This window comes from Tannerella sp. (assembly GCF_052170195.1).
In the GTDB taxonomy this organism is placed as follows: domain Bacteria; phylum Bacteroidota; class Bacteroidia; order Bacteroidales; family Tannerellaceae; genus Tannerella.
In genome coordinates this window covers 63,170-87,973 of record NZ_JBQNAZ010000001.1, presented here as the reverse complement: position 1 = coordinate 87,973, position 24,804 = coordinate 63,170, and the positions used below count along the sequence as shown (strand labels likewise).

16 protein-coding genes are annotated in these 24,804 nt (G+C 46.0%); 2 read left to right on the top strand and 14 right to left on the bottom strand.

Features of this window, described 5'->3' with window-relative positions; all coding sequences use genetic code 11:
* Positions 1-89: 89 nt before the first annotated feature.
* From ACTTKA_RS00350 to ACTTKA_RS00310, 9 genes are all read right to left on the bottom strand, one after another.
* Positions 90-1,778 (bottom strand): RagB/SusD family nutrient uptake outer membrane protein, encoded by a 1,689-nt coding sequence (locus ACTTKA_RS00350; RefSeq protein ID WP_442723541.1) that lies wholly within the window; start codon positions 1,776-1,778, stop codon positions 90-92.
* Positions 1,779-1,798: 20 nt separating this feature from the next.
* A complete protein-coding gene (locus ACTTKA_RS00345) occupies positions 1,799-4,753 on the bottom strand; it encodes a SusC/RagA family TonB-linked outer membrane protein (protein ID WP_442723540.1) in 2,955 nt (984 codons plus the stop codon).
* Positions 4,754-5,206: 453 nt separating this feature from the next.
* Positions 5,207-5,518: a DUF4491 family protein gene (locus ACTTKA_RS00340; RefSeq protein ID WP_442713178.1), complete on the bottom strand. Its 312-nt coding sequence runs from the start codon at positions 5,516-5,518 to the stop codon at positions 5,207-5,209.
* A 14-nt stretch (positions 5,519-5,532) separates the two neighbouring features.
* Positions 5,533-7,845, bottom strand: coding sequence for a TonB-dependent receptor (locus ACTTKA_RS00335; protein ID WP_442723539.1), 2,313 nt, complete (start codon positions 7,843-7,845; stop codon positions 5,533-5,535).
* A 313-nt stretch (positions 7,846-8,158) separates the two neighbouring features.
* Positions 8,159-9,280: a TolB family protein gene (locus tag ACTTKA_RS00330; protein ID WP_442723538.1), complete on the bottom strand. Its 1,122-nt coding sequence runs from the start codon at positions 9,278-9,280 to the stop codon at positions 8,159-8,161.
* Positions 9,281-9,710: 430 nt separating this feature from the next.
* Positions 9,711-11,057: a dihydroorotase gene (locus ACTTKA_RS00325; RefSeq protein WP_442723537.1), complete on the bottom strand. Its 1,347-nt coding sequence runs from the start codon at positions 11,055-11,057 to the stop codon at positions 9,711-9,713.
* Positions 11,054-11,836, bottom strand: coding sequence for a polyprenol monophosphomannose synthase (locus ACTTKA_RS00320; RefSeq protein ID WP_097560370.1), 783 nt, complete (start codon positions 11,834-11,836; stop codon positions 11,054-11,056). Before ACTTKA_RS00320 ends, ACTTKA_RS00325 begins: the two co-directional genes overlap by 4 nt.
* Positions 11,837-11,958: 122 nt before the next feature.
* A complete protein-coding gene (locus ACTTKA_RS00315; RefSeq protein ID WP_442723536.1) occupies positions 11,959-13,494 on the bottom strand; it encodes a glycoside hydrolase family 10 protein in 1,536 nt (511 codons plus the stop codon).
* Positions 13,495-13,546: 52 nt separating this feature from the next.
* Entirely contained in the window at positions 13,547-14,590 is a 1,044-nt protein-coding gene (locus tag ACTTKA_RS00310) for an NAD-dependent epimerase/dehydratase family protein (protein ID WP_442723535.1), read from the bottom strand.
* Between the two features lie 379 nt (positions 14,591-14,969).
* Between ACTTKA_RS00310 and ACTTKA_RS00305 the strand changes: the two genes are divergently transcribed.
* Positions 14,970-16,352 carry a tryptophanase gene (locus tag ACTTKA_RS00305; RefSeq protein ID WP_442723534.1) on the top strand — a complete coding sequence of 461 codons (1,383 nt, stop codon included), beginning with the start codon at positions 14,970-14,972 and terminating at the stop codon, positions 16,350-16,352.
* Between the two features lie 262 nt (positions 16,353-16,614).
* Here ACTTKA_RS00305 and ACTTKA_RS00300 read toward each other — a convergent pair whose 3' ends face one another.
* The 3 genes from ACTTKA_RS00300 to ACTTKA_RS00290 form a co-directional block, all read right to left on the bottom strand.
* Positions 16,615-18,156, bottom strand: coding sequence for a RagB/SusD family nutrient uptake outer membrane protein (locus tag ACTTKA_RS00300; RefSeq protein ID WP_442723589.1), 1,542 nt, complete (start codon positions 18,154-18,156; stop codon positions 16,615-16,617).
* A 30-nt stretch (positions 18,157-18,186) separates the two neighbouring features.
* Positions 18,187-21,264, bottom strand: coding sequence for a SusC/RagA family TonB-linked outer membrane protein (locus ACTTKA_RS00295; protein ID WP_442723533.1), 3,078 nt, complete (start codon positions 21,262-21,264; stop codon positions 18,187-18,189).
* A gap of 125 nt (positions 21,265-21,389) precedes the next feature.
* A complete protein-coding gene (locus ACTTKA_RS00290) occupies positions 21,390-22,112 on the bottom strand; it encodes a DUF6261 family protein (RefSeq protein ID WP_442723532.1) in 723 nt (240 codons plus the stop codon).
* A 37-nt stretch (positions 22,113-22,149) separates the two neighbouring features.
* Here ACTTKA_RS00290 and ACTTKA_RS00285 point away from each other — a divergent pair, with 37 nt between their 5' ends.
* Complete coding sequence (locus ACTTKA_RS00285) at positions 22,150-22,452, top strand: hypothetical protein (RefSeq protein WP_442723531.1); 303 nt, start codon at positions 22,150-22,152, stop codon at positions 22,450-22,452.
* Between the two features lie 86 nt (positions 22,453-22,538).
* On the opposite strand, the gene ACTTKA_RS00280 is transcribed toward ACTTKA_RS00285, so the two are convergent.
* Together ACTTKA_RS00280 and ACTTKA_RS00275 are read right to left on the bottom strand one after the other, a co-directional pair.
* Positions 22,539-23,204, bottom strand: coding sequence for an inorganic pyrophosphatase (locus tag ACTTKA_RS00280; protein WP_442713187.1), 666 nt, complete (start codon positions 23,202-23,204; stop codon positions 22,539-22,541).
* A gap of 211 nt (positions 23,205-23,415) precedes the next feature.
* Positions 23,416-24,735, bottom strand: a complete 1,320-nt coding sequence (locus tag ACTTKA_RS00275) for a T9SS type A sorting domain-containing protein (protein WP_442723530.1) — start codon at positions 24,733-24,735, stop codon at positions 23,416-23,418.
* Positions 24,736-24,804: the final 69 nt, after the last annotated feature.

Here is a 24,804-nt window from a genome sequence, read left to right as displayed (position 1 = left end):
TTGGGCGGATTTTTAGGAAAAATTCGGGTTAAAAAGAAAAAAACAGATACCTTTCCGGCAAGGTCAGGCATCTGTTTTTGGGGGAAGCATCAGAATCCCGGTGTAGTCTGTTTGAGTAGTTCGTTCGAGGTCAGCTGATTCTTGGGAATCGGGAAGATCGTATTGTCACGCGTATCGACCGGCTTATCCCACCATTCGTTACCATAGCGTTTCCAACGGATCAAGTCGGTACGGCGGTGACGCTCGCCCAGAAATTCGCGTCCCAGTTCGTCGACGAACTCATCCTCCGTCAACTTGGCAGGGTTAGCCTCATAACTGTTAGCAGCCCATTTGTCGGTGGGGAAATTACGCTTCCGCACGGCGTCGAGCATTTTGGCCGCACCTGCCTTGTCGTTCTCGCGGAACATGCACTCGGCTACGATATAATACATTTCAGCCAACCGAATTTCAGCGACCCAGTTGTTTTGGAACAAGTTTTTGCTTTCGGACAACCACGGAAATTTTATCAGGCGTACCCCGGAATTTTCTTCACCCATATTTACATGTGAACCTTTCGAGGTCCCTTCGGCACCTTCCGAAAAACGACCAACCTGATCGACATAACTCAAAGGTTTGCCATTGTATTCTTCCGTTCCGTTCACTTTCTCGTCAGTAAAGCCATACCCCTTTTGAGCATCGAAGGCATACTGTTGACCGATCAGGAAGAATCCGTCGTACGTGCCGTCGGCATTCGTGCGGAACGGCTGTTTACGCCGATCGTCATTGCTGAACTTTTCGTAAGGTCTGCCCAATTTATAGGTATATGGTTTCCCCTCTAAATCGCGCGAAGGTGTCAGGTGGATGCCGTTCCAACCTCCCCACGTGTTGCCCAGCGAATAACGTGCCTGATAGTGCATCATGGCATTGTACATCCAACTGAATTCATAAACATTTCTCTTATGCGGGAATACCCACAGATTTTCGGGAGATCGTCTGTCGGTCAATCCATCGGCAAACGGTCCGCGATAATCCTCATCGAGTTTATATGTTCCATACGCCCCGTCGATAATATCCTGTGCTACCTTACGGGCATCGGCATAGCGATTCTGGCCGATCCATGCCTCGGCATTCAGGTATAACCGAGCCAGTAATGCTGCAGCTCCGGCCTGCCCGAATCGTCCTGCCATCGTTTCTTTTGGCAGTGCGGGAATACTCTCCTTTAGCTCTTTTTCAATGTAGGTAAATACTTCTTGTGGCGAGGACTGTCCTACTTTCGTCTTCGTATCCATTGGGATTGGAACGGAACGAAAATAGTCAATCAGAAAGAGATAGAACCAACTCCGCAACGTACGCAACTGAGCAATGTAATTCTGCTTGTCGGCATCAGTCAGACCATATTTGACAAAATCAAGCCCCGTAAAGTCAGCAATATAATTTGTACACTGTCCGATACCTTGATAGGGGCCTACCCATCCGCCGTTGATAATTCCTTCTTCCTCTGTCCATGTATGTCCGTGAGCACGTATCCACTGACCTCCGTCGTATCCGTGCTTGCCTTTCTGTGTCCAGACAAACTGATCGGCAGTCAACTCCTGCAGAATCCAGCGTGAGCCGTCCCAACCGCACCAGTGTCCATGTTCGAAGGGACGGACAAGAGCAGCTTCAATCGAATTTTTATCCTGATAATAGTTTTCGGAAGCAATGTTCGAAAAGATCTCTTCCTCCAGATCCGTACACGCCAGTGCAGCCAATCCCACACCTGCGATCATTAATCCTTTACTTATATATTTTTTCAACATGGTAATTCTGTTTTATAAGATTAGTATGAAATTTGAATACCGAACGAAAGATTCGTGGTAGAAGGATAAACATCCAAATTGCCGATCCCCGGCTCCAGCCCGACGATATTTACCCCTGCCGGGTCGATACCGGAATATTTCGTCAAGGTAAATACGTTCCGTGCCGTAGCATAGATACGCAGATTTGAAATGTATTTGCAATTGACTTTCGGTGTATATCCCAGTGTAATGTTATCGAGTTTAAAGTAGTCGCCGTTTTCAAGGAAATAATCGACGATCTGCTTTTCTCCCTTAATCTCAGCGTTGCGTGTATAGGCATCGCGGATAAGATTCACTTTAGGCTGAGCTGTCAAACCGTAATACATCTGATACAGATTAAGAATCTTATAGTCAAATTTCCCGCGGAAGAAGAGCGACAAGTCGAAGTTTTTATACGTAACGGTATGTCCCCAAGACACTTCCCATCGAGGCATCCCATGTCCGAGCGGTACACGATCTTTATCGTTTTTCTGTGAAGCCAGTTTCTTTTCTCCGCCTACGATACCTTCTTTCCAGATCATGATCTCACCCTTTTCGTTTACACCGGCATACCGGCCACCTCTGAATGTACCGATCTCCATTCCCTCACCGAGAATCTGTGCACGTCCGGGATTACCGGGCGAAGGTAGATCATACACGTCGCGGTCTTCTCCTTTAAATTCGTCGTTCGACCATGAGTCGATTTGCGTTTTAGCCCACGACACGTTCAAGTTCGTCGTGTAATTGAATGTCTTCGTCTGAATAGCGTTGTAGTTAAGCATTAACTCTACTCCGCGTGTACTCGTAGAAATCACGTTGGTGTACATTTTATCATGCAGATAAGGTGGTACCGATACATCATATTCATAGATCAAGTCGTTGCCTTTACGAAGGAAAAAATCAAGGCTACCCGACAGACGTTGTCCGAGCAGAGCATAGTCCACACCCAGGTTATACGAGATCTGTTTCTCCCAATGCAGGCTCGCGTTAGAGTTATTACCCGGTCCCCAAACCTGAATCCATTGTCCGTTCCGATCCAGATATTTTCCAAATCCGCTATAGAGCGAAAGCGAGCTGTACCGCGGGAAGCCCGAACGACCGGTTTCACCATACGACAGACGCAGTTTCAGATCATCCACGATCTCCATTTGCTGAAAAATGGGCAGACTGCTTAGACGCCATGCCGCCGAAAGCGCCGGGAACAATCCCCACTTATGATCTTTTCCGAACTTGCTGTTTCCTTCGTAACGTAGCGAAGCCATCAGCAAAAGAATATCTTTATAATCATAATTCAAACGTCCCAGAAAAGCAATGTTCTTTTCTTTCTCTTTTTCCGACCACATACCGAGACGGCCTTCTTTCGTGTTCCATTGGCCGGTTCCAAGGTTGTTATACTTCAACGCATCCGATGGGAAATCCATATTCTCAGCACCGTATTTTTCCCAATTAAATTCTTGATAAGAATAGCCACCCATCAGTTTGATATTATGTACATCCTGAATCGTTGTGTAATAGTTGGTGATCCATTCGAGGGTGTAATCTTCCCACCTTTCAGACTCAAGGCGTGCGCGTCCTTTACGACTGTTGGATATCGACTCCTGATGCGTAGACGGATACCATTCGTAACGTTTTAAAAAGCGTCCCTGACGTGCCACCTTTAACTCCGTATTCAAGTTCGAAAGTATATTCAAACGGGCCGTAAAATCGATCGTACTGTAATCGTTTTTGCCGAAGTTGTCGCGGTTTTTGAGCCTGTCGACGGGATTCCATGTGTCATATCCCTTCAGAAAAGTGTATTTGCCCGGATCTTTCGGATCCATCACCGGTATTGTCGGGTTGAGTTTGACAGCTTGAGAAAAAGCATTATAATCCGTATAATCTTCCTTCGTCGTACGATACGACAGGTTACCGATAATATTCAATAATCCTTCCAGCGTAGTATGATTAAAATTCGCACGTACACCGTATTCGCGTCTGGCTGAAGCAATGTCGATCGCATTCTTGTCTTTGTAATCGGCCGAGATGCGGTAGATTGCATTTTCGCCTCCTCCGCTCAATGAGATGTGATGCGTGTGTCCGAAATTATTTTTGCGGATCAGTTCGTCGTACCAATTGGTGCGAGCGCCACGGTCTTCGTCTCGCTTGTTTTGCAGAAACTCTTCGGCCGACAGGACATCGGGTTTTCGGTATACTCTATCATGTTCGATGTAAGTATCGTACGAAATAGAAGCTTTACCCGCTTTCCCCTTTTTGGTCGTAATCAGCAAGACACCATTTGCTGCACGTGAGCCGTAGATCGCTGCGGCCGAACCGTCTTTCAGCACGGTAATAGATTCGATGTCTTGATTCGCGATCTGTCTCAGGTCTGCCCCGGGCATACCGTCTACCACCACCAGCGGAGCACTTCCCCCTTTAAACGACGTAGATCCGCGCACCTGAAAGTTATCCATCGGATTACGGTTCGGGTCGGAAATAGCATAATTCGAGATTGTCACTCCCGGTATTTTCCCGTCTATCATCTGTAACGGGTTATTGGCTGCGCCTTGTAGAAAGTCTTTACTCGTCACAGTCGTTACGGCCGAAGTCAGGTTGCGGCGCTCCTGCGTACCGTAGCCTACAACGACGACCTCATGCAGCGCCGCAATATCTTCTTTCATAACAACCTCAATCACCGTACGGTTATTTACCGGTATCGTTTCGGATTGCATACCGACATACGAGACATGCAACTTTCCGTCCGATGCCACGTTGTTCAATGTAAAGTTTCCGTCCACATCCGTAATCGTACCCAGTGAGGTTCCCGATATCTGAACCGAAACACCGATTAACGGCTCTCCTTTTACATCTTTCACATTACCGCGAACGGTAATCTGTTGTGCAAACACACTTACGGGAAATGTCCATAACCAAATAAACATCGCCCACTTCATCAGCTTTAATGATTTTCGCTTTCTCATTCTTTCATTTTTTAGACTTGTTAAACAACTTATTATTCTCAATATATGTGCTCTTTATTTTTTATTGTTAAATACTCTTTACTTGCTTGCCGACTGCGGAAAATACGGTTCTTTTTTATAGGTGTTAAGATGATCCCCTCCGAATCGATATTTCTCAATATAATCAGAGGTTTATATGTGTATATTTCATCTTTTGGGTACGATTTAACCATTCGAACAACCATCTTTTTGTATTTATCTTGGCCAATACAAGATGTGAGAAAAACTATTCCTGCATTATACCGATGCAAAAATAAAACAAAACAAGGATATTTTGAAGAATTTTCTCATATTATAGAACATAATTTTGACAATGAGCTGTTGCCAAAGTTGTTTTAATGACAAGCCGTATAAAAAGCACACATTATTTCTCTTAAGCTTGGAAACATGTGTTAATCTTTTGTAAATAAGGGATTACTTCTTCTTTTTCCGTTTCGGATTGGCAGGGAACCAGCCTTTTTCCACACGTCGAGCTTGTTCGAAAATCTCGATAATAGACCAGAAGCACGAAAAAGCGACAACTCCCGCCAAGGTCGATAAGAAAAGATGGTCGAGCAAAACCGATACTCCCGTCAGTGCGAGTCCGGCGACTAAAAACGCCCACCAGCACCCCGTACCGAAATAATATTCAGCTTTGATGACAATCGGATGAAAAAGTCCGATGATAAGAAACGTTGAAATACCCGTTGTTAACCCCCAAAGGTTGTATGCAGTAAGAAATTCCATGAAGATTTCCGATTTTAAAACGCGATGTTAAGTTTTACGCCGAACTGCAAAGGTCTGCCCCTTTGCATGAACGACTTGCCGAATGATTTGAAATAGAAAGCCGAATAGTCCGTACCCGTCAGGTTCTTTCCCCATACCTCGAACGAAACGATGCCTTTGCGTATGCCGGCTTGTGCGTGCACGGTCGCATAAAACTTCTGTGAGATATCATTCTGTTCCGTCCAGTAAATATCTCCCGCGCCGTTACATTGTGCCGCTGCGAAGCATTGGTCTATCCAGCGATGCTTCAACGATTGAGCGTATTGCAGACCGATGCCGAACGTGTGACGTGGTGTATATGGGATATAACGGCCGGCGAAATCGGTACGTCCGTCGTGATAATCGCGAAACGTAGCATGCGTGTAGCCGTAGTTCAGGTCGGCTGTGAGCGTGTGCGTCAGAACGGCGCGTAACGATCCTTCTGCGCCATAACTCCGGGCTTTTCCGGCATTCGTCAGGATACGTCCGTTTCCGCTGGCCACGAATTTCGTAACCTGCAGGTCTTCGATATCCATATAGAAAAAGGTGAGCTCGGCATGAAGATGATCGCGTATCAGCTCGCTTTTTACTCCCAGTTCGTAATTCCAGCTCGTCTCAGGACGGTATGTGATCACATCCTTAACAGGCATCAGCTCGGTTTTCGGAATCGACGGCATAAAATTTCGGAACATGTTCATCATATCATACTGCATCCGGGCTTGCATGATGTCTGCCGACATCTGTACATTGTATCCGCCCGTTTTATATCCTTTCGATGCCGAGAGGTAGGTCACCGTGCGTGGAGAGCACTCGTATTTTATCGATACCTTCGGCAATACCTGCCATAAGTCCGACGATATCGATTCGTCGACTACCGAAGCCGGATAAAGGCTGCTGATATCTTTCGGTTCGGGGATTCCGGGTGGCTTTTGCATCGTCAGGTGCATTTTGGATTTGGCGTTGTAATGCAGTTTTTGCTTTTCATAATCGATCCGGATTCCTGCTGTCAACGAAAGTCCTTCGACGAACAGGTTCTTATACGTCGATTGATGATACAGTGCCGCGCCGCACGAGGGCATGTCGAACGTGCTGGGCATATCGATGGATCTGTCCGTAATAACGAGCGAGGGCATCTCCGGGTTCATCGTTTTCAACCGGTCGAAAACAGATTGCAGATTTCTCTTGATGCCGTCTTCTTTAAATTCGACCGGTGCTTCCGTACGCAGGCCGGTATAAAATCCATATACTCCGATCGACCACTGATAATGCTTGCCGCTACGGCTCTTGAGAGAAAATTCCTGACTGACGGCATGCTGTTTCTGTAGCTGATTCAATACAAAAATCGAAGCCGGCGAAAAGTCCTGATCCATCTTCATATCGTCGTCGAAATACTGATAACCGGTCGTCGAAGCGAAGAGGATTTTTTCCGTTTCATGCGTTAGCGAAAGGCTTTGGTTGAGCATTGTCCGGCGATACGATGAAGGGTCATTGATATTTACCGATGCCACGTTTCCTGTCTTTTCGTCGTACAGTCCGTAAGGGAAAGCACCTTGATCGGCATATTCGCCCGAGAGCGAATAAAGGGCTTTCAGACGGGGATTGATCTGCCAGTGCAGTTTCAGATGTCCGCCGGCTGTTTTCTCGTCGTCGGCTTTTTTTCCTGTGTAAACATTTTCAAAAAAGCCATCCCTCCGACTGTAATATGCTCCTATCGATAATCCGAACGAATGTCCCGGCTTCATATAGTGCGATCCTTTAACACGAAGCTCTCCGTAATTCCCATACGAAACCGAAAGCTTCGTGCCCTGATAGTGGAGGGGCGAAAGCGTATGTATGTTGATAATCCCTCCCATGGCATTGCGGCCGTAGAGGGTGCCTTGCGGACCTCGCAATACCTCGATGCGCTGGATATCCGGCAACTCAAAATCGAATGTGCTCTTATCCGGATAAGGAGCATGATCGACATATAAACCAACTGTTTGCCCGCTACTTCGTGCACCAACCCCTCGAATATAAATGGCCGATGTCAGTTTGGCCCCATAGTCGGGAATATATAGATTCGGAACAAATGTGCGAATATCTTTCAACGATTGCATTTGACGACCTTTAATCTGTTGGGGGGTAAAGATAGAAACGGCACCCGGTAACGTACGCAGATCATTCGTTTCTTTCATCGATGAAGTGATGACTATTTCATCGATATTATACGTTTTCAGCGTATCGGGTTGAACATTCTCCTTCTCTGCCCATACCGACTCCACCGACATCCCCATACACGCAAGCCACACCAGCCAATAAAATTTCTTCATCCTTAAACTTTTTTGACTTGCAAAGAAATATAATAATATCTGTTACGACAATCACTACATGTAGTGATTTTTTACTTTTTGTCTGGTCGTATTTTTTTATACAGTTGTCTGTTTGCATGTTAAGGATTTAATGAGAGAACACGAAAAACCTCATGCTATCCTTACATGCTTCTCTTTATTTTTCAGTCGGGTAATTAATTGGGGTAAGTTGATTTTTTTCAGCTTCAAAAAAAACAGTTCATATTTTGTCGCATTCCTCATCTCGATTCTTTCCGACATTCTTTGTCTTATCGTCGGCAACAAAGATGTTTTATTACTTACAGACAACGGGATAGTTCCCTGAGCGAAAGAGGATTTTCTGATTGCTTCCATCCAATGACATTATCACGATGCCGAAGTCCATCATATCAGTTCTTCTCGAAGAAAATAAAATAGACTGTCCGTCCGGTGTTATTTCAGGATTCTCATCTCGATATTCCGCCTTTGTCAACCGAGTCTGTTTGCTACCATCCACATTCATAATAAAGATTTCAGGTTTGGCATTTTCCCATGACACATAGACGATTTTACGCCCGTCCGGTGTCCATTGTGGATTCTGATTTCCATGGGGGGGCCAACCCGGCCACCTTCGTGGCGAGACCGTAAAAGTAAGTTGTTTCTGATTTCGTCCATCACTATCGGCTATAAACAGTTGCGCTTCTCCCTCGCTCCCTTGAGCAGAATATACGATTTTATCTCCTTGTGGAGACCATTTCGGAGAAGAACCATTATGAATAATCAATTGACTGTTGCCCCCGCTGATATCCATTTTATAAATAGAATGACAGGCTTCCGTCGAAGCGCAATAAGCCATATATTTTCCATCCGGAGAAAAACTCATCGTGCATATATCGCCTTTTGTTTTCAATGATTGTCGCGTATTTTCCGTCATATTGTACAAGATCAAATCGTGCTTTCTAAAGCCTTCACCCGAATACTTGACATACGCGATCTGCTTGTCATCAGGCGACCAGGCAAGATGGCCGAATTGTGCTGCTTCGGTTGGACCTATATGATCGATTAAAGAGAGGCCTGTACCGTCCGTATTGACGATATACAATCCGTATTCACTACTCATTCCAACGGAATTGTCCGGATTAGTCCACGTTTTGAAATTGACGGAAGTGAACAGTAATTTTGTCCTGCTGTGAGAACACACGGGCTTTTGACATGCCACTGTTTTATCAACTATTTTTCGCAATCCTCCTCCTGATTTATCCATAGTACAGAGACTCCATACCGAACTACCGTCAGTGATTCGGGCAAGGAATGCTATTTTTGCATAATCCGAGGAAGGAACGATAGGAGTTTCGTCGTTCGGATTTTCAACCATGTCGCATTGGGAAAAGGTAAAAAGGCATCCCATGCAGATTAAAAAAGATGTAATTTTATTCATAACCTTTTGTTGTTTAAGTCTGTATTAATATTTAATTTCTTTTTACGGATTTCAGTTATCCCTCAAATATACGCGTTTGGTTTGTTTTATACAAATATTTTTTTTGCTTGATATTGTTAAAGTGTTGTATGATTAAGTTTTATATGCGTAAAAACAGAGAGAGAAAATGTTGGAACTATTGGAGGAAACGGTCATTATTTTGCAGGTTTTTGGAAAACTTGGTCGAAGGGGAAAAAAGTAAAAGCAACTTTTTTACAAAAGTTGCTTTTACTAAGATTTTAATAGGTATTAGTTTCTAAGGCAAAAAGATTGTTTAGGTTATCACACGCAAAATAACGGCGAATCACACTAATTCACAAATAAATTATTATATTATAAAACATGTTTTGGGACTTGTTTATTTCCCAAACCCTTTTTCATTACTCGTATTTCAGTGGAATCTGACAGCCATTCCCCGTACTGAATCAATGATTTGTCCATTGCAGTAAGCCAAAACCCCGTTGACAAAGGTCTTTTGAACGGCATGATGAAATATTTGCCCTTCCATGGGCGACCACCCGCAATGATACAGGCTGTTTTCGGGTAAAACAGTCCACGTCGTGTGCGGATCGACTAATACAAGGTCGGCATAGTATCCGGGACGAATGTATCCGCGGCGGTCGATACCGAAGAGGCTCGCCGGATGATGAGACATCTTTTCCACAATTTTTTCGGGTGTGAAGACACCTTGATAGGCCAATTCGAGCATGGCTGTCAGCGAGTGTTGTACCATCGGTCCTCCCGATGCCGCCACAAGGCACGAACCCGCTTTTTCAGATAACAGATGTGGAGCGTGATCGGTTGCTACAATATCAATCGTGTCGTCCGCTACAGCCGCACGTAAGGCTGTGCGATCGGCCATGGTTTTGACGGATGGATTCCATTTGATGCGATTACCGTAGGCCGCATAATCTTCGTCGGAGAACCATAAATGATGGATGCAGGCTTCGGCCGTGATCTTTTTTTCTTCCAGTGGTTTGCTGTTATCGAACAGCTTAAGTTCTTTCGCTGTCGACAGATGCAATACATGCAGACGTGTCCCCAATTTATCGGCTAACTCTACAGCCTCTGACGACGAAGCATAGCACGATTCTTCGTCACGTATTTTGGAGTGGAAAGAGGCTTCCAATTCCTCACCACACCGGTTGATGTAAAACGATTTGTTGCGCCGGATGATCTCTTCTTTTTCTGCATGGACAGCAATCAGCAGGTCTGTTTCTCCGAAAAAACGACGTAGCGTATCCGGACGATCTACTAACATATTACCGGTCGAGGAGCCTAAGAATAACTTCAACCCGGGGAGCCTTGTTTGATCAAGCTTGTGAATTTCTGTAAAATTATCGTTTGTGCCTCCGAAGAAAAACGCATAATTAGCTACAGAAGTCTCAGCCGCACGTTGCATCTTCCATTCCCATTCGGACAAGGTGACTGTCTGAGGCTGCGTATTGGGCATGTCCATGTAGGTCGTTACTCCTCCGGCTACGGCCGCACGGCTTTCGCTGGCAATGCAGCCTTTGTGTGTCAGTCCCGGTTCGCGAAAATGTACCTGATCGTCAATCACGCCGGGCAACAACCATTGCCCCGAAGCATCCATGATCATCGCTCCTTTCATGTCTGCCTCCGAAGGGAGGCTCTCTCCTTTGTAAATTGCTGAAATAAAACCTCCTTCAATCAGCACCGAACCGATGTATGAGCGCCCCTCGTTGATGATTGTGGCATTCCGGATCAAGGTTTTCATGATGCTTCTGTCTTTTTTCCGTGATCGATAGCTGCATGATTCTTCTTCTGCGGATATTTGCGAAAGAAACCTCGCCACTTCAGTTTCAATACTCCGAATAAGGCTTCTCCGAAGATGGATGTGTTCATTTTCGAGGTGCCTAACACACGATTTACAAAGATAATCGGCACTTCTATAATTTTGAAGCCGCACCGGTAGGCCGTATACTTCATCTCGATCTGGAAAGCATAGCCTTTAAAACGTATCTTGTCCAATTCGATGGTTTCGAGCACTTCCCGACGATAGCATTTAAAGCCGGCTGTTGTGTCACGCACTTTCATACCGGTCACGATACGCACATAAGTAGAAGCATAATATGACATGAGCACCCGTCCGAGCGGCCAGTTCACGACATTGACCCCATTGCAATAGCGCGAACCGACTGCTACATCGGCTCCCTGTTCCGTACAGGCTGCATACAGCCTCGGCAGATCATTCGGATTGTGGCTGAAATCGGCATCCATCTCGAAAATGAAATCGTAACGATGTTCTATCGACCATTTGAAGCCGCATATATATGCTGTTCCCAAACCTTGTTTGCCGGATCGCTCAACGAGATGCAACTGCTCCGGAAACTCGTTCTGAAGTCGTTTAATAATCGCGGCCGTGCCATCCGGCGAGCCGTCGTCGATAATCAGGATATGAAATGCTTTCTCGAGGCCGAAAACGGCCCGGATGATGTTCTCGATATTTTCCTTCTCGTTGTACGTCGGAATAATGACAATGCTATCCGTTTTCATACATTATATTTATATATGCTGCGAAATCTGATGCCTGAACTTTTTCAGAGGAGGCGTTGTTTTTATTTGCTTCACAAAGGTAGAAAATAATTTTTGAAGGCCTACGGATTGGAAGATATTTGTTAAAATTTTATTTTCTTACTCGGCTTACTCTCGTTATGAAACCGGTCGAGGGCTGTCACAACGTACGTATATCTACCCGTAAGGTCTGATATAATACGGTAGGATGGCTCGCTCGTCACGGCAAGAATGGCAGAGGCTCGCCCGGTGTCGCACTTTGCATTTTGAGCAAAACGGTAAACGACGTAACGGAAGACTTGTTCCGGATGACCGGAATGTTGGGGAGCATCCCATCGCAGTATGATCCCGTCGGTAGCACGTTCGATCCGTACATTACGCACGGCATTGGGGGCTTGGGCGTGCATGTGTGTATAAGGAGGGATCAACGCCGGATAGCGGTGCCAGATACGTTTCAGGCTGTCTACCACTCCACCGTTGTTCCAAAGCAGTTCATTGGCTGGCCAGAGCACATGCCCCTGTACGTGTTTCGACTCGCGTTCTTCGAGCATCTTGGGGGTAAGCTGTCGGGCTTCCATTGTGCGCTTCACGCTTTGTCCGATATAAAGCGGGACATGGGTTTTCCGATTATCCCACCAGCGAATTAAGGTTGTATAATCGGCCGATTTATGTCCGATCTCCCAATAGAGTTGCGGTGCACAATAATCGACCCAGCCTTTTTTCATCCAGAGCAGGACATCGGCATACAGATCGTCATAATTTTGCAGTCCGCGCGTGTCGCTTCCGTGTTTGTCCGAGCTTTTGTTGCGATAAATTCCGAAAGGACTGACTCCGAACCGTACCCATGGTTTTGTTGCAGTGATGGTCTGCTTCAGTTCTTGAATGAGACGGTTCACATTGTCGCGCCGCCAGTCGTTCCGGTTACTGAGGGTATAACCTGCCGGTTTGCCGTAGCGTTCGAAGCTCTCGGCATCGGGAAATTCTTCGCCTGCTACCGGATACGGATAGAAATAATCGTCGATATGAATCGCGTCTACGTCATAGCGATATACGATATCTCTTACCACTTGTCGGATAAATCTTCGGCAATCCGGAATCCCGGGGTCGAAGAGTGTCAATCGGTTGTACTTTACAAACCACTCGGGATGAGTGTTGCAGATGTGCGTATCGGCAAAATCCGTAAAGTCGGTGGTTCCGGCACGATACGGGTTCAGCCACGCATGAAACTCCATTCCACGGCGATGACAGGCGTCAATGAGGAACGCCATCGGATCAAAATCCGGCTCGTCCGGGGCAACCCCTTGCGTACCGGTCAGAAAACGGCTCCATGGTTCGTATTCGGAAATATAAAACGCATCGGCTTCAGGACGTACCTGAAAAAGGATCGCATTGATGCCGTAATCTTTCAATCGGTCAAGCCGTTCATTCATCAGTTCGCGGAAGGCTTGGGCCGAGAGGGTACGGTAGTCGTTCTGATGGACTGTCTGAATCCATGCTCCGCGAAATTCCCGTTTGGGATACAGCAGCTTCTCCTGCTTTATCATCCGTGAAGTACCGCATGATGAACAGAGGACAAGCAAGCCGAACAGAAGAGGGGAGAGAGAAAGTTTGATATTCGATAGACGACAGTTATTTTTCATTGTTTGCATGTTTTTGTATTCGATGATCCGAGGGTGATTTTTTAACGATAAATCATGTTTTTTGTTTTGTTTCCGATGGATTCCGATTCGATCGTTTCGATGGGATGAAATCCGCTTGAATCACTTCTTCCAGCCCCTTACGCAAGTTGTATGACGGTTCAAAACCGAGCGCTTCGTGTAACGGTTGCACGTCACAAATCCAATTGCGCTGTTTTAGAATATTATACTTGTCGGTATTGAGGGTCGACGGACGGTTTCGCAAACGGCTGATTCTTTCGGAGCAGAAACATACGAGATACGCGAGTCTTAATGGAATACGCGCATGAAAAACATGTTTCTTCCGAAGCAGTTCCTGTATCAATCCGGCAAATTGCGTATCGGTATGGACATCGCCGTCGGCAACAAAGAAGTGGCGGTCTACGATCTCCTTATTTTCCAATGCGAGAAAAACGGCTTTGGCCAAGTCTTTCACATAAATAAATGTGAGCCGCTGAGGGATTTTTCCAACTTTAAAGTCGAATCCCGAGCGGATACTTGCGATGGCCATTCCGTAATCTTTGTCGCCCGGCCCATAGACGCCGGTAGGTCGGAGAATGATATAGGGGAATGCTTTCTGTTTTCGCACATAACTTTCGGCCAGCAATTTACTTTTTCCGTAAATGGTATCCGGTCTCTGCGGATCGTCCAGCGAGATGGGGCGGAATGTTTGCTCATCACCTTTGCCATAGACACTGAGACTGCTCATCAGCAAGAATTTTTTCGGATGTTCACCGGTTGCAGCCAAGGCTTCGAGCAGGCGGCGTGTGTTTTCGGCGTTGACCTCGAAAAAATCGGCCGGATGCACGGCTTTGGTCAGCCCCGCGTTATGCACGACAAAATCCCATGCTCCGTACACCGAGATATGCTCCTGCAGTTGTTTGGTCAGCATGTCGACATCGTTGTAGCAAAGATCAATACAATGTATTTGGTTTTTCGGCAAACGGTCCAGCGAGCTGCTTTTACGCACACCGGCCCACACTTCGTAGCCTCGTGCGAGGGCTTCCTGAACGAGAAAACTCCCGATGAATCCGCTTGCTCCTGTAATCAATATTTTCATCGGTACAAAGATAAGCACTTTTAGCCTACAGAAACAAGATAGGCTATGAATATTTTGCGGTGGTCTGCCACTCCGGTATATCGGCTGGTGCGGCTTTGATGGGTTTCACAAATGATCATATCGTTTAAAAACAATGGTCGGAAAACATCGTATATTTTCGTTTTAATTCATATATTCGCCGTCAGATTAAAAAATATATGCCGCGAAAACAAAAATACCAGCGTATCAAACGCCGCGATAACTATTCAGTATCGCATTAATTTTCTGCGATAAAACATAACGAAAGCCACTTGGTATCGCTTTCTTTTTGACGATGTGGCTTTCCTCTGATTTTTTACTTGTCTTTCTAATCTAAAACTTTTAAATATTTCAAACGAATATGGAACTTCCTTTTTCAGAGTCCTACCGTATTAAAATGGTAGAAACCATCAGAAAAAGTTCGCGTCCGGAGCGTGAACGATGGATTAAAGAGGCGAAATATAACCTCTTTATGTTAAAAAGTGATCAGGTGTTTATCGATCTGCTTACCGATTCGGGTACGGGAGCGATGAGCGACAGGCAATGGTCGGCCATCATGTTGGGCGACGAGAGTTATGCCGGAGCCCGCTCTTACTATCAGATGAAGAGTGCGATCAAGGACATTCTCGGGTTCGACTTCTTTTTCCCTACCCACCAGGGTCGTGCAGCTGAGAATGTGCTGTACTCGGCAATTATCAAAGAAGGTGACGTGTTGCCCGGCAATTCGCACTTCGACACCACCAAAGGACATATCGAGTATCGTAAAGCGACGGCGCTCGACTGCACCATTGACGAAGCGGTCGATACCCAGCTCGAGATACCTTTTAAGGGGAATGTAGATGTAAGAAAGCTTGAAAAAGCACTTCAGGCAACTCCGAAAGAAAAAATTCCGTGCGTAGTACTTACGGTGACAAACAATACAGCCGGAGGACAGCCTGTTTCGATGGAAAACATTCGTGATGTGTCGATGCTCTGTAAAAAATACGGTATACTGCTGCAAATCGACGCGGCGCGCTTTGCCGAAAATGCATACTTTATCAAGACGCGCGAAAAGGGTTACGAAAATAAAACGATTAAAGAGATTGTGAAAGAGATGTTTTCATACGCAGACATCATGACGATGTCATCAAAAAAAGATGCGATTGTTAATATGGGCGGTTTTGTGGCATTCAAGTCCGAAGAGTTATGGAGACGATGTCAGATGTTCTGCATCATGAACGAAGGATTTATTACCTATGGCGGCATGAGTGGCCGTGATATGAATGCATTAGCTGTTGGTTTAGACGAAGGCACCGAGTACGATTATCTTGAAACACGCATCAAGCAGGTGGAATACCTCGGCTGCAAGTTCGACGAATACGGTATTCCGTATCAGCGACCGGCCGGTGGACATGCTATCTTCATCGATGCGAAGAAAATCCTGACCCATGTTCCGAAGGAAGAGTTTATTGCACAAACGCTCGGTATTGAGCTTTATCTCGAAGCAGGCATCCGAGGGGTCGAAATCGGTGCAATCCTTGCCGATCGCGATCCGGTGACACACGAAAATCGCTATCCGGGATTGGAACTGTTGCGTCTTGCGATTCCTCGTCGTACTTATACGAATAATCACATGGATGTGATTGCCGTAGCATTGAAAAACGTATATGACCGTCGCGAAGAAATCAAACACGGGTATCGCATCATCAAAGAAAACCCGATTATGCGCCATTTCACCGTCGAACTGGAGAAAGTGGAGTCGTGAAAATGAATATTTATATTCATACTGAATAGACGTAATTCAAGGAGACGGTGTGTCGTAACGGTCGAACGGATTCGTTGCTTGCGAAATGTAAACTCGGTTATATACTTTAGCACGCCCCATCACTCTCATCCTTAATATCTTGTGTTTCAAGCATGCTTACACACCTAAAGAGGGTGTGCCCAAACATTGCGTTTTGACACACCCTCTCTCTCAAAATACAAGTTAATAAAGCTATTCGTTTTTTTGATTACAAAAAATAAGATCAATACCCGGGATTTTGTTTGAGAGTTCCTCTCGACAAATCGATTTCACTAAGTGGTATTGCCCACAGATAGTCTCGTTCAGGGTTAAATTTCCGCTTCTCAATAAGCATTGGTTCCCTGTCCGTACTTCTTTTTCCGTATACCGGCTTAGTTACGGCAGCTTCGGTCGTTTTCCAGCTTCGGGTGTCGAACAAGTACATTCCTTCAAAGGTAAATTCCAGACGACGTTCCAAACGGATCGCTTCGCGCATCTGATCTTTTGTCAATCCGTCAGGTAAAGTCGGAAGTTTTACGCGTTGCCGCACTTTGTTTACCGCATCGTACACTGTCTCATCAGGAGTGCCCAGTTGTTCGTTGCGTGCTTCAGCATATGTTAGCAGTACTTCAGCATAGCGGATAAAGATGAAGTTCGTCCATCCGTATTCGTTTTGCCCGTCGTTTTTGGGGTTGATGTATTTACGCATCGTATATCCCGTTCGAGAATGTCCATCTTTCTTCTCAGCCACATACTTTTTATCGACGATCTCTTGTCCGTCCCAAAGAATCGAAACAGTCAGACGCGGATCACGATTTTCGAAGGGTTTTTCCGGATTATATAGCGGTGATTCCTTGATTGATTTTCCATCGGTACACGGATATGCATCTACCAGATCTTGAGTAGGTGATAAAGCTTCCCATCCTCCCATCACGACAGGAGCAAAGAACTGGTCAATCAAACTGCCGAGGTTACGGTCAGGGGCCTTTTCCATATACTGTCGGTCGAAGATAACTTCGGCATTGTTTTCATGCTCCGGCAGGAACAAGTTTTCATAGTTATCATATAGCTTATATGCATTTAAATCAATCACCTCTTTGCACGCTTTCTCGGCTTCAGCATAGTCGTGGAAATAATAAGCGGTGCGTGCTTTCAGTGCCAGTGCAGCACCTTTGGTAGGACGTCCATAGGCCGATTTGTCACGCTTGATCGGTAGTACGGCTGCTGCTTCGTCGAGTAACCGGGAGATATAAGCATATACTTCCTTCTCTGTTTTACGTTCGGGAACAGCTTCGTTCAGTTGTAGCGGATGATCCAGTATCGGTACGCCGCCCATGTATTTTACGAGTGTAGCGTAGAAAAACGCTTCAAGGAACTTTATTTCGCCTGTCAGTGACTGCTTAACATCGGCCGACATCGTAACTCTGTCGATGTTCTCTTTATATATCAGACAACGTCGGATGCCCGAATAGGCATCATTCCATAATTGCAGGAAATGCGCATTACTTGCAGTAGCTGTACCTGCCGAGAGAGCTCCTTGTTCAGCAAAAACGTGTACAGGAACGGCATTATCCGTATAGCAGTCTGTCATGATCGTATGGTTCTCCGTTTGTACGAGATAACGGAATGTACCAATCAGGAATTTGGTCGCGTCTTCTTCCGTTTTCCAGAAAGAAGCATCCGACTGGGCATCACGGGGCGCCCGTTCCAGAAAACTGTCGTTACATGCCGACAAACCAAGTGTCAGGCACAATGCAAGAGATATACTCTTGTAGTTTATATGTATTTTTTTCATTAGTTAATTCCTCCTTTTTAATTAGAATGAGACATTCAGTCCAAATGAATAGCTGCGCGTCATCGGGTAGTATGTACCGCTTTCGCCTGTATCTCCCGCCGGTGACTCGGGGTCGGCACCTTCGAATCGGGTCAATGTAAAGACATTATCAATGCTGCAATATAACCTGACTTTGGAAACACCTTGTTTTATCAGCCAATGATTCGGTAATGTGTAACCCAGTTGAATATTACGCATCTTCAGATACGATGCATCTTGTACCCAGAACGAAGAAAGTTCGTTTTTCGGCTGGTTTTTTTCAGAGTTTTTAATACTCAGACGAGGGAAAGAACCGTTCGGATTCTGCGGTGTCCAGCGATCAAGATGTTTGTCTGTTACCTTTCCACTGTTATAGAAAGCATAACGTACCTCTTTTTTTACCAGTCCGTCTACAGCAGCGGCACCTTGTAAGAGAGTTGAGAAGTCGATACTTTTATATTCGAAGCCTAACCGCAGACCGTAATTGATTTTTGGGAAGTAGCTGCCGATAAGTTTCCGGTCGTTTGCATTGATTACGTTATCGGGCTTTCCGTCTTTTCCGCTGATGTCACGGTATTTCAGATCGCCCGGAACAGGAGTTCCCATCGTTTGGCGTGCATGATTTTTAATTTCTTCTTCGGTACGGAATATGCCGTCGGATACATAGCCATAGTATGCCCATACAGGGTCACCTACTGATCGGCCTCCTTTGATATCTCCGCCTTGCAGGTCAGTGATTTCGTTATGCACGTAGCTAAAGTTGAAGTTCGCATAATATTTGAAATCTTTATTTGCTTGCCCATTATATCCCAATTGTGTTTCAAATCCGATATTACGCACTTTTCCGGCATTCTGCATCGGCGGGTTTACTCCGGCAATTCTCGGGATAGGCAGGTTCAGCAGAATGTCTCGCGTATCTTTGACAAAGAAATCGCTCGAGAACGTCAGCTGGCCGTTCAGGAATCCGGCATCGACTCCCACATTAATTTGGCTTGTCTTTTCCCATGTGATGTTTTTGTTGGCCATGGTACGGGAGATGGAGATACCCGGTGCCAGCATATTACCGAAGCTGTAAGTAGGCGAGAGGCTGGAACGACTCTCGGCATACACGTATTTCTCGTAAAATGCGTAGCTTCCGATTTCCTGGTTGCCGAGTAATCCCCATGAGGCTCGTAACTTCAAGTTGTCGACCCAGTCGGCACGGAAGAATTCTTCTTCCGAAAGACGCCATCCGAGCGATACGGACGGAAAAGCTCCGAAGCGTTTGTCTTTTGGGAAGCGTGAAGTGCCGTCGTATCGTAGATTAGCCTCGATCAGGTAGCGGTTGTCGTAATTGTAATTGATACGTCCGAACACAGACCGCAGTGCATATTCCGTTTCATAACCAGCTGTTTGTTGTGTTGTGGCATCACCGGCGTTGATTTGATCGAGTTGGTTGGACGAAGGCAGATTTTTTCGCGATGCTCTCAACACGCGCCAGTTATTGTATAGCTGCGAATAACCCAGTAATCCGCTCAGAGTGTGCTTGCCGAAAGTCTTGTTATAATCGAGATAGGCTTGTAGGTTGACCTCGAAATTTTTATGATCTTCGTTTGTGAGCGAATTCTGCTTCGACTGAATCGGCTTATCCGAGTCAGCCGTATAATATTGCATGGCATGTTCGAAGTCATGCATATCAATCAGGTAAGAGGTTACGGCTGCATTTCCTCTGAGCGTAAGTCCATCAATGAGTTGGTAATTGAGAGAGACGTTTCCATGCATATTCGTGCGGTAAGCCGTTGAAGTTCCGCCTTTTCGTGCATAAGCTACTGAGTTGTGCTCGTTCTTGAACAGGCCGTAGTTCCCGTTTTTAAACTGGATAGGGGTCACCGGTGTTTCACGGAAAGCATAATGCATAATCGTCTGCATGCCGGCAGCCGGCTCAATAGATCGACTGCGATAAGCCGAGAGATTCAGACCGAGCGATAGTCGCTGTGTTAGGTCGGCATGAAGGTTGGCACGTACATCGTACTTATTGTACGAGGTGTTTGGGATCAGCCCTTTCTTGTCGTGATATCCGAACGAGGTGGAATAACGCACACTTTCGCTTCCTCCCGAAATCGATATGTAATGATTATGAAACATTCCGTTTTCGCTCAGTAGTGTGCCCAGCCAATCACTGTCGGCATAGTGGTCAGGGTCGGATCCATCTCTGAATTTCTTGAGTTGTTCGTCTGTATAAGGGGCAGCAGCGCCGTCGTTCGTATTCGCTTCGTTAAAAAGCACAGCAAAATCATACGCATTCAGGAACTTCGGTAATCGCAATGCTTTTTGCCAGCCAACGTAGTTGTCGTATGATATCTTGGCTTTGCCTTGCGCTCCTCGCCGTGTGGTAATCAGGATCACGCCGTTGGCAGCACGTACTCCATAGATCGACGAGGCGGCGGCATCTTTAAGTACGGAGATGCTTTCAATATCATTCGGGTTGACACTGTTCATGGATGATTCCACTCCATCGACAATGACCATTGCTGAAGCTGCCGCATCGTCGTAACTGTCGCGGATAGTACCGATACCGCGTACGCGCAGCAGGCCTGCATCGGCACCGGGTTGTCCGGTATTTTGTACGATCGTTACCCCAGTCATCTGACCGGCCAGCATGTTGGCCACGTTCGGAGTCGTACGATTTTGCAGCACGTCGGAGTTGACCGAAGATACAGCGCCGGTCAGGTTGACTTTCTTTTGGGCGCCGTATCCTACGACAACGACTTCTTCCAGCAGTTTCGTGTCGTTTTGCATTACGACATCGATCACTTGACGACCGTTCACTGCTACGCTTTGTGGCTGCATTCCCACATAACTAAATTGCAGAGTGGCATTTGCAGGTACATCATTGAGCACATAATTTCCCTCCAGGTCAGTGACAGTCCCGTTCGACGTTTGGTTTTGTACAATGACTGTGGCCCCGATCACCGGCTCACGATTGGCATCGGTGACCGTGCCCCGCACCGTCGCCGTTTGCGCATAGATACTCGAGGAAAGTGCCCACAGACCGCAAAGCAGCCATCCTCGCCATAAACACATTACGTTTTTTTTCTTCATTACGATTTTAATTGTTAAATAATACGTTTGGTTTAAAAAAATACTGTTATTGTTTTACGTTGCAAAAAAATATGCGGATAAGAAGATGATTTCTTTCCGCATATTTACTACTACTTATTCCGTTCTCATGGCTGTAAACCTTCTTGATCTCCGTCGCCTCCTTCTTTCTTCAAGGTGCGGTTGCTTTGCCGCGCCTCTTTGATGAGCTCGTTCAGATCGTGATAAAGGTCTCTCCATTCCGGCACATTCTCCATGGCCGAAACGAGTGAGAACAGATCACGCAAAGACCGTTCCAGATTGCGGCGGATGCCCGATGCCGAAGCCTGCTGCCGCAAGGCCGAATTAGCATCCGTCTGCTCGGCGCTGATTTTCTCGAACGCCATCTGTGCGTTTTTCAATGCCGTGTACTCGTCCAATAGCCCGAGTATGTTCAGATGAACCGTGTTCTCGGGCCGATCCATTCGTTTGAGCAGGGTCTGCATAACGATATTCTGATCGGCATACGAGAGATTGTTGACATCGCCCGACTCCTCAAAAATCGTCAGCAATGCCCGTGCAGCCTGTCCGCGTGCCGTATCGGAAAACACCGTCAGTCCCTGGAGCATCCGGCGGAAAGCACGATAAAGCCGGTCGCGCACTAAATCTGCTTGTGCCACCGGATCGCCCAACCCGCTGTAGATGTTCTTGACCAGCACTTGCTGATAATGGTCATTGTTCGTTTTCAATACTTCCAGCAGTGGATTATCTTTGAGCAGTGTGGCAGCGTAGACCGACGACACGGCGATAACCCGATTGCTCAGATTGCCTAATACTTTGGTAGATAGCCTGCCGTAATTGATACGTAACATCGTTTCAATGGATTAAGTGAATAAATAAACATTGTATATGACATCCGTTCCGATCGGAATGGATGCGTCCGTAAAGTTCGCGGAAACTTCCGTTGGCAGCCGGAAGTTTGGGCGAGAGGAGCGGAAACCTTCGACGAGAATCGAACATCCCGGCGACCTTCGCGGAGACCGTTCGACGAAAATCGAACATTCCGGCGACCTTCGCGGCGACTTTCGACGGAAATCGAACGTCTCCGAGACTTTCGCGGCGACTTTCGACGAAAATCAGATGTCTTGGCAACCTTCGCGGCGACTTTCGACGAGAATCGGAGCCATTCGGCGGAGTTCCGATATCACTTGAAGGTTTCATTATCATCGTTTCTTTTAAAAGTAAAATACTTGCGCAATTGCCTGTAAAGGCGGTGTTCTGCATGAGTTTATTTTTTGTTATCCCAGCACATCGTGCATCTCTTCGAGGAAAGTTTTGTAGTCGTTGAGGCAGTACCGGATGACTTCGTAAGCTTCCTCGCACCCGTAGGTATGCGTAATTTCGACTCTTCTCTTTTCGCCGGGCATATCTTTATACGTCAGGAAGTAGTGTTTGAGCCGCTCGGTAACGATGCTGGGCAGTTCGCTGATGTCGTTGTAATTGCTGTACGTAGCGTCGTTTTTAAGTACGGCGATGATTTTATCGTCGGCTTCCGAGCCGTCCAACATCCTCAGTCCGCCAATGGGACGTGCCGAGGCGATGATATCGCCGTGCGCGATATCTTTTTCGGTCAGGATGCAGATGTCGAGCGGATCGCGGTCGCCGGAGATATTCTCGCGTTTAATCTGTTCCATACAATGCTGGGCAAACGAATCGCCACAATAGCTTTGCGGGATGAATCCGTAGAGCGCCGGCACCACGCTTGAATAACGCTGTGGGCGGTCGATGCAGAGAAACCCGTTCACTTTGTCCAACTCATACTTGACGGTGTCGGTCGGTACCATTTCGATAAATGCCGTGACAATTTGCGGCGCTTCCTTTCCCACTTCGATGCCGTGCCATGGGTGTGACCGGTAGCGCAGTCCCATTAGACGTGTGATGGTATCGTTCAGTTTATTATACATAGCATTTGAATGTTTGTTAACGCAAAGATAACGTTTTTTTTTATCCCTGCGCATTTTTCTTGTTTTTTTGTGGGGAGTTGTTTTTTTGTGGGGAAACGGCATAGTTTTTCAATGGTAGCCGCCTCCCTCACATGCAATGATTCACTACGTACGTTAGCGATCCGATATATCGCTACAGCCAGGCTCGATTCTGTTTATCTGTAGAAGCATATTATTTTACAACTATTTTTTGTGATATACTTTTTCCTTCTGATCGGACAGTTACGATATATACACCGGCGGGAATCGCAGGTAGCGCAAGGGTTGTGGTATAAGGCACAACAGTTTGCCGGAAAACTTCCGTTCCATGCATGGAATATACCCTCACCGAACGATTTGTTCCTTCGTCCCCGATATGTAGAGTACGCCCATCGGGCAATACGAATACCTGCGTATCGTTCCTGATCAGTTTGTTTCCGACTGTTTCCCAGATAAAAACCCTGTCGTATTTCGGTGATTGATAAATCAGCTTATCGTCCTGATAGAAAGCCAACAATTCCTCGCCGGGAGAGCCAGGCAAATACACGTATAGACTGAAAAGCCCATTCGTACTGCCGATTCCTTCTATCCATACGTTTTCAAATGATCGATGATACGAGCCTGATGGAGTGATAAGAGTTGATTCGAGGGTTATTCGCCGATGATCCTTATGACTGATTTTAACCGTATCCACCTTTTTTACAATGTGGCGGATGGAGTCGTAATTCCAATCCATTGTATTAGGAGTTTTCGGTGAATAGAATATTCTTCCCATCGTATAAAAAGTATCTTTTTCAGTTACATCGAAATGGTACAGTAGTCCATCCCGATCTCCCCATGCCGGGCGGTACCATACTTTTTTTTGTCCGATATCTTCGTACAAATATCCTCGTTTATGCCAATTTTTCGCTTGTTTATCAACTGTATGATAAAGTTTTCGGTATTTCCGTCCGTCAATAAGCGTATCGCCTTCCAATTGGTATATGTATGTCCACTTTCCTTCTTCGTGTCGTTCTTTCAAGTTGTTCCATCGGTTTGTTTCGTTCAGCAGAGGGAAATAGAACCCCTCTATCTCCGTCGGATCTTCGGGGATACGTGGAGTCCCTAATTTTGTAATCAGTGGTACGATATTTTTAAAACGGGATGTAATCATCCGGTCGAATGGCATAGAGTATTTGTTTTTTTTCTGATTGTCAGAGTGCAATCCGTCACTTTCCATATAGACGCTATCACATTTTATTTGGTAGACATCCCTCAGCCAGTCTGTTACTGCATCGGGGAAGGCTTGCTCGAAGGCCGTCGGATAATAGCGATTGATTGCTGCGGCAAAGTCCGGATGTTTGTCTGACTTTAGGATGAAGACGAAACCGAAAGCCGTTGGTACCGTAACGCCAACCGGAATATTCTGTTTATTGGGAATATACATATAGTATTTCGCATTGTGGGCATCTGCTGATATTCCATTCAACATCAAGGTTGCCCATATAAATAAAACATTCCATTTCTTTTTCATTATTTTTCAATTTAGATTGTGTTTATACTGTGTATCTTTTTCTTTTTTCATTTCTCTCCGACTTAAATC

Bases quoted from the DNA above. Each gene is read 5' to 3' on its own strand.
- ACTTKA_RS00350 (WP_442723541.1), bottom strand. From the start codon at position 1,778: ATGTTGAAAAAATATATAAGTAAAGGATTAATGATCGCAGGTGTGGGA.
- ACTTKA_RS00345 (WP_442723540.1), bottom strand. From the start codon at position 4,753: ATGAGAAAGCGAAAATCATTAAAGCTGATGAAGTGGGCGATGTTTATT.
- ACTTKA_RS00340 (WP_442713178.1), bottom strand. From the start codon at position 5,518: ATGGAATTTCTTACTGCATACAACCTTTGGGGGTTAACAACGGGTATT.
- ACTTKA_RS00335 (WP_442723539.1), bottom strand. From the start codon at position 7,845: ATGAAGAAATTTTATTGGCTGGTGTGGCTTGCGTGTATGGGGATGTCG.
- ACTTKA_RS00330 (WP_442723538.1), bottom strand. From the start codon at position 9,280: ATGAATAAAATTACATCTTTTTTAATCTGCATGGGATGCCTTTTTACC.
- ACTTKA_RS00325 (WP_442723537.1), bottom strand. From the start codon at position 11,057: ATGAAAACCTTGATCCGGAATGCCACAATCATCAACGAGGGGCGCTCA.
- ACTTKA_RS00320 (WP_097560370.1), bottom strand. From the start codon at position 11,836: ATGAAAACGGATAGCATTGTCATTATTCCGACGTACAACGAGAAGGAA.
- ACTTKA_RS00315 (WP_442723536.1), bottom strand. From the start codon at position 13,494: ATGAAAAATAACTGTCGTCTATCGAATATCAAACTTTCTCTCTCCCCT.
- ACTTKA_RS00310 (WP_442723535.1), bottom strand. From the start codon at position 14,590: ATGAAAATATTGATTACAGGAGCAAGCGGATTCATCGGGAGTTTTCTC.
- ACTTKA_RS00305 (WP_442723534.1), top strand. From the start codon at position 14,970: ATGGAACTTCCTTTTTCAGAGTCCTACCGTATTAAAATGGTAGAAACC.
- ACTTKA_RS00295 (WP_442723533.1), bottom strand. From the start codon at position 21,264: ATGAAGAAAAAAAACGTAATGTGTTTATGGCGAGGATGGCTGCTTTGC.
- ACTTKA_RS00290 (WP_442723532.1), bottom strand. From the start codon at position 22,112: ATGTTACGTATCAATTACGGCAGGCTATCTACCAAAGTATTAGGCAAT.
- ACTTKA_RS00285 (WP_442723531.1), top strand. From the start codon at position 22,150: ATGACATCCGTTCCGATCGGAATGGATGCGTCCGTAAAGTTCGCGGAA.
- ACTTKA_RS00280 (WP_442713187.1), bottom strand. From the start codon at position 23,204: ATGTATAATAAACTGAACGATACCATCACACGTCTAATGGGACTGCGC.
- ACTTKA_RS00275 (WP_442723530.1), bottom strand. From the start codon at position 24,735: ATGAAAAAGAAATGGAATGTTTTATTTATATGGGCAACCTTGATGTTG.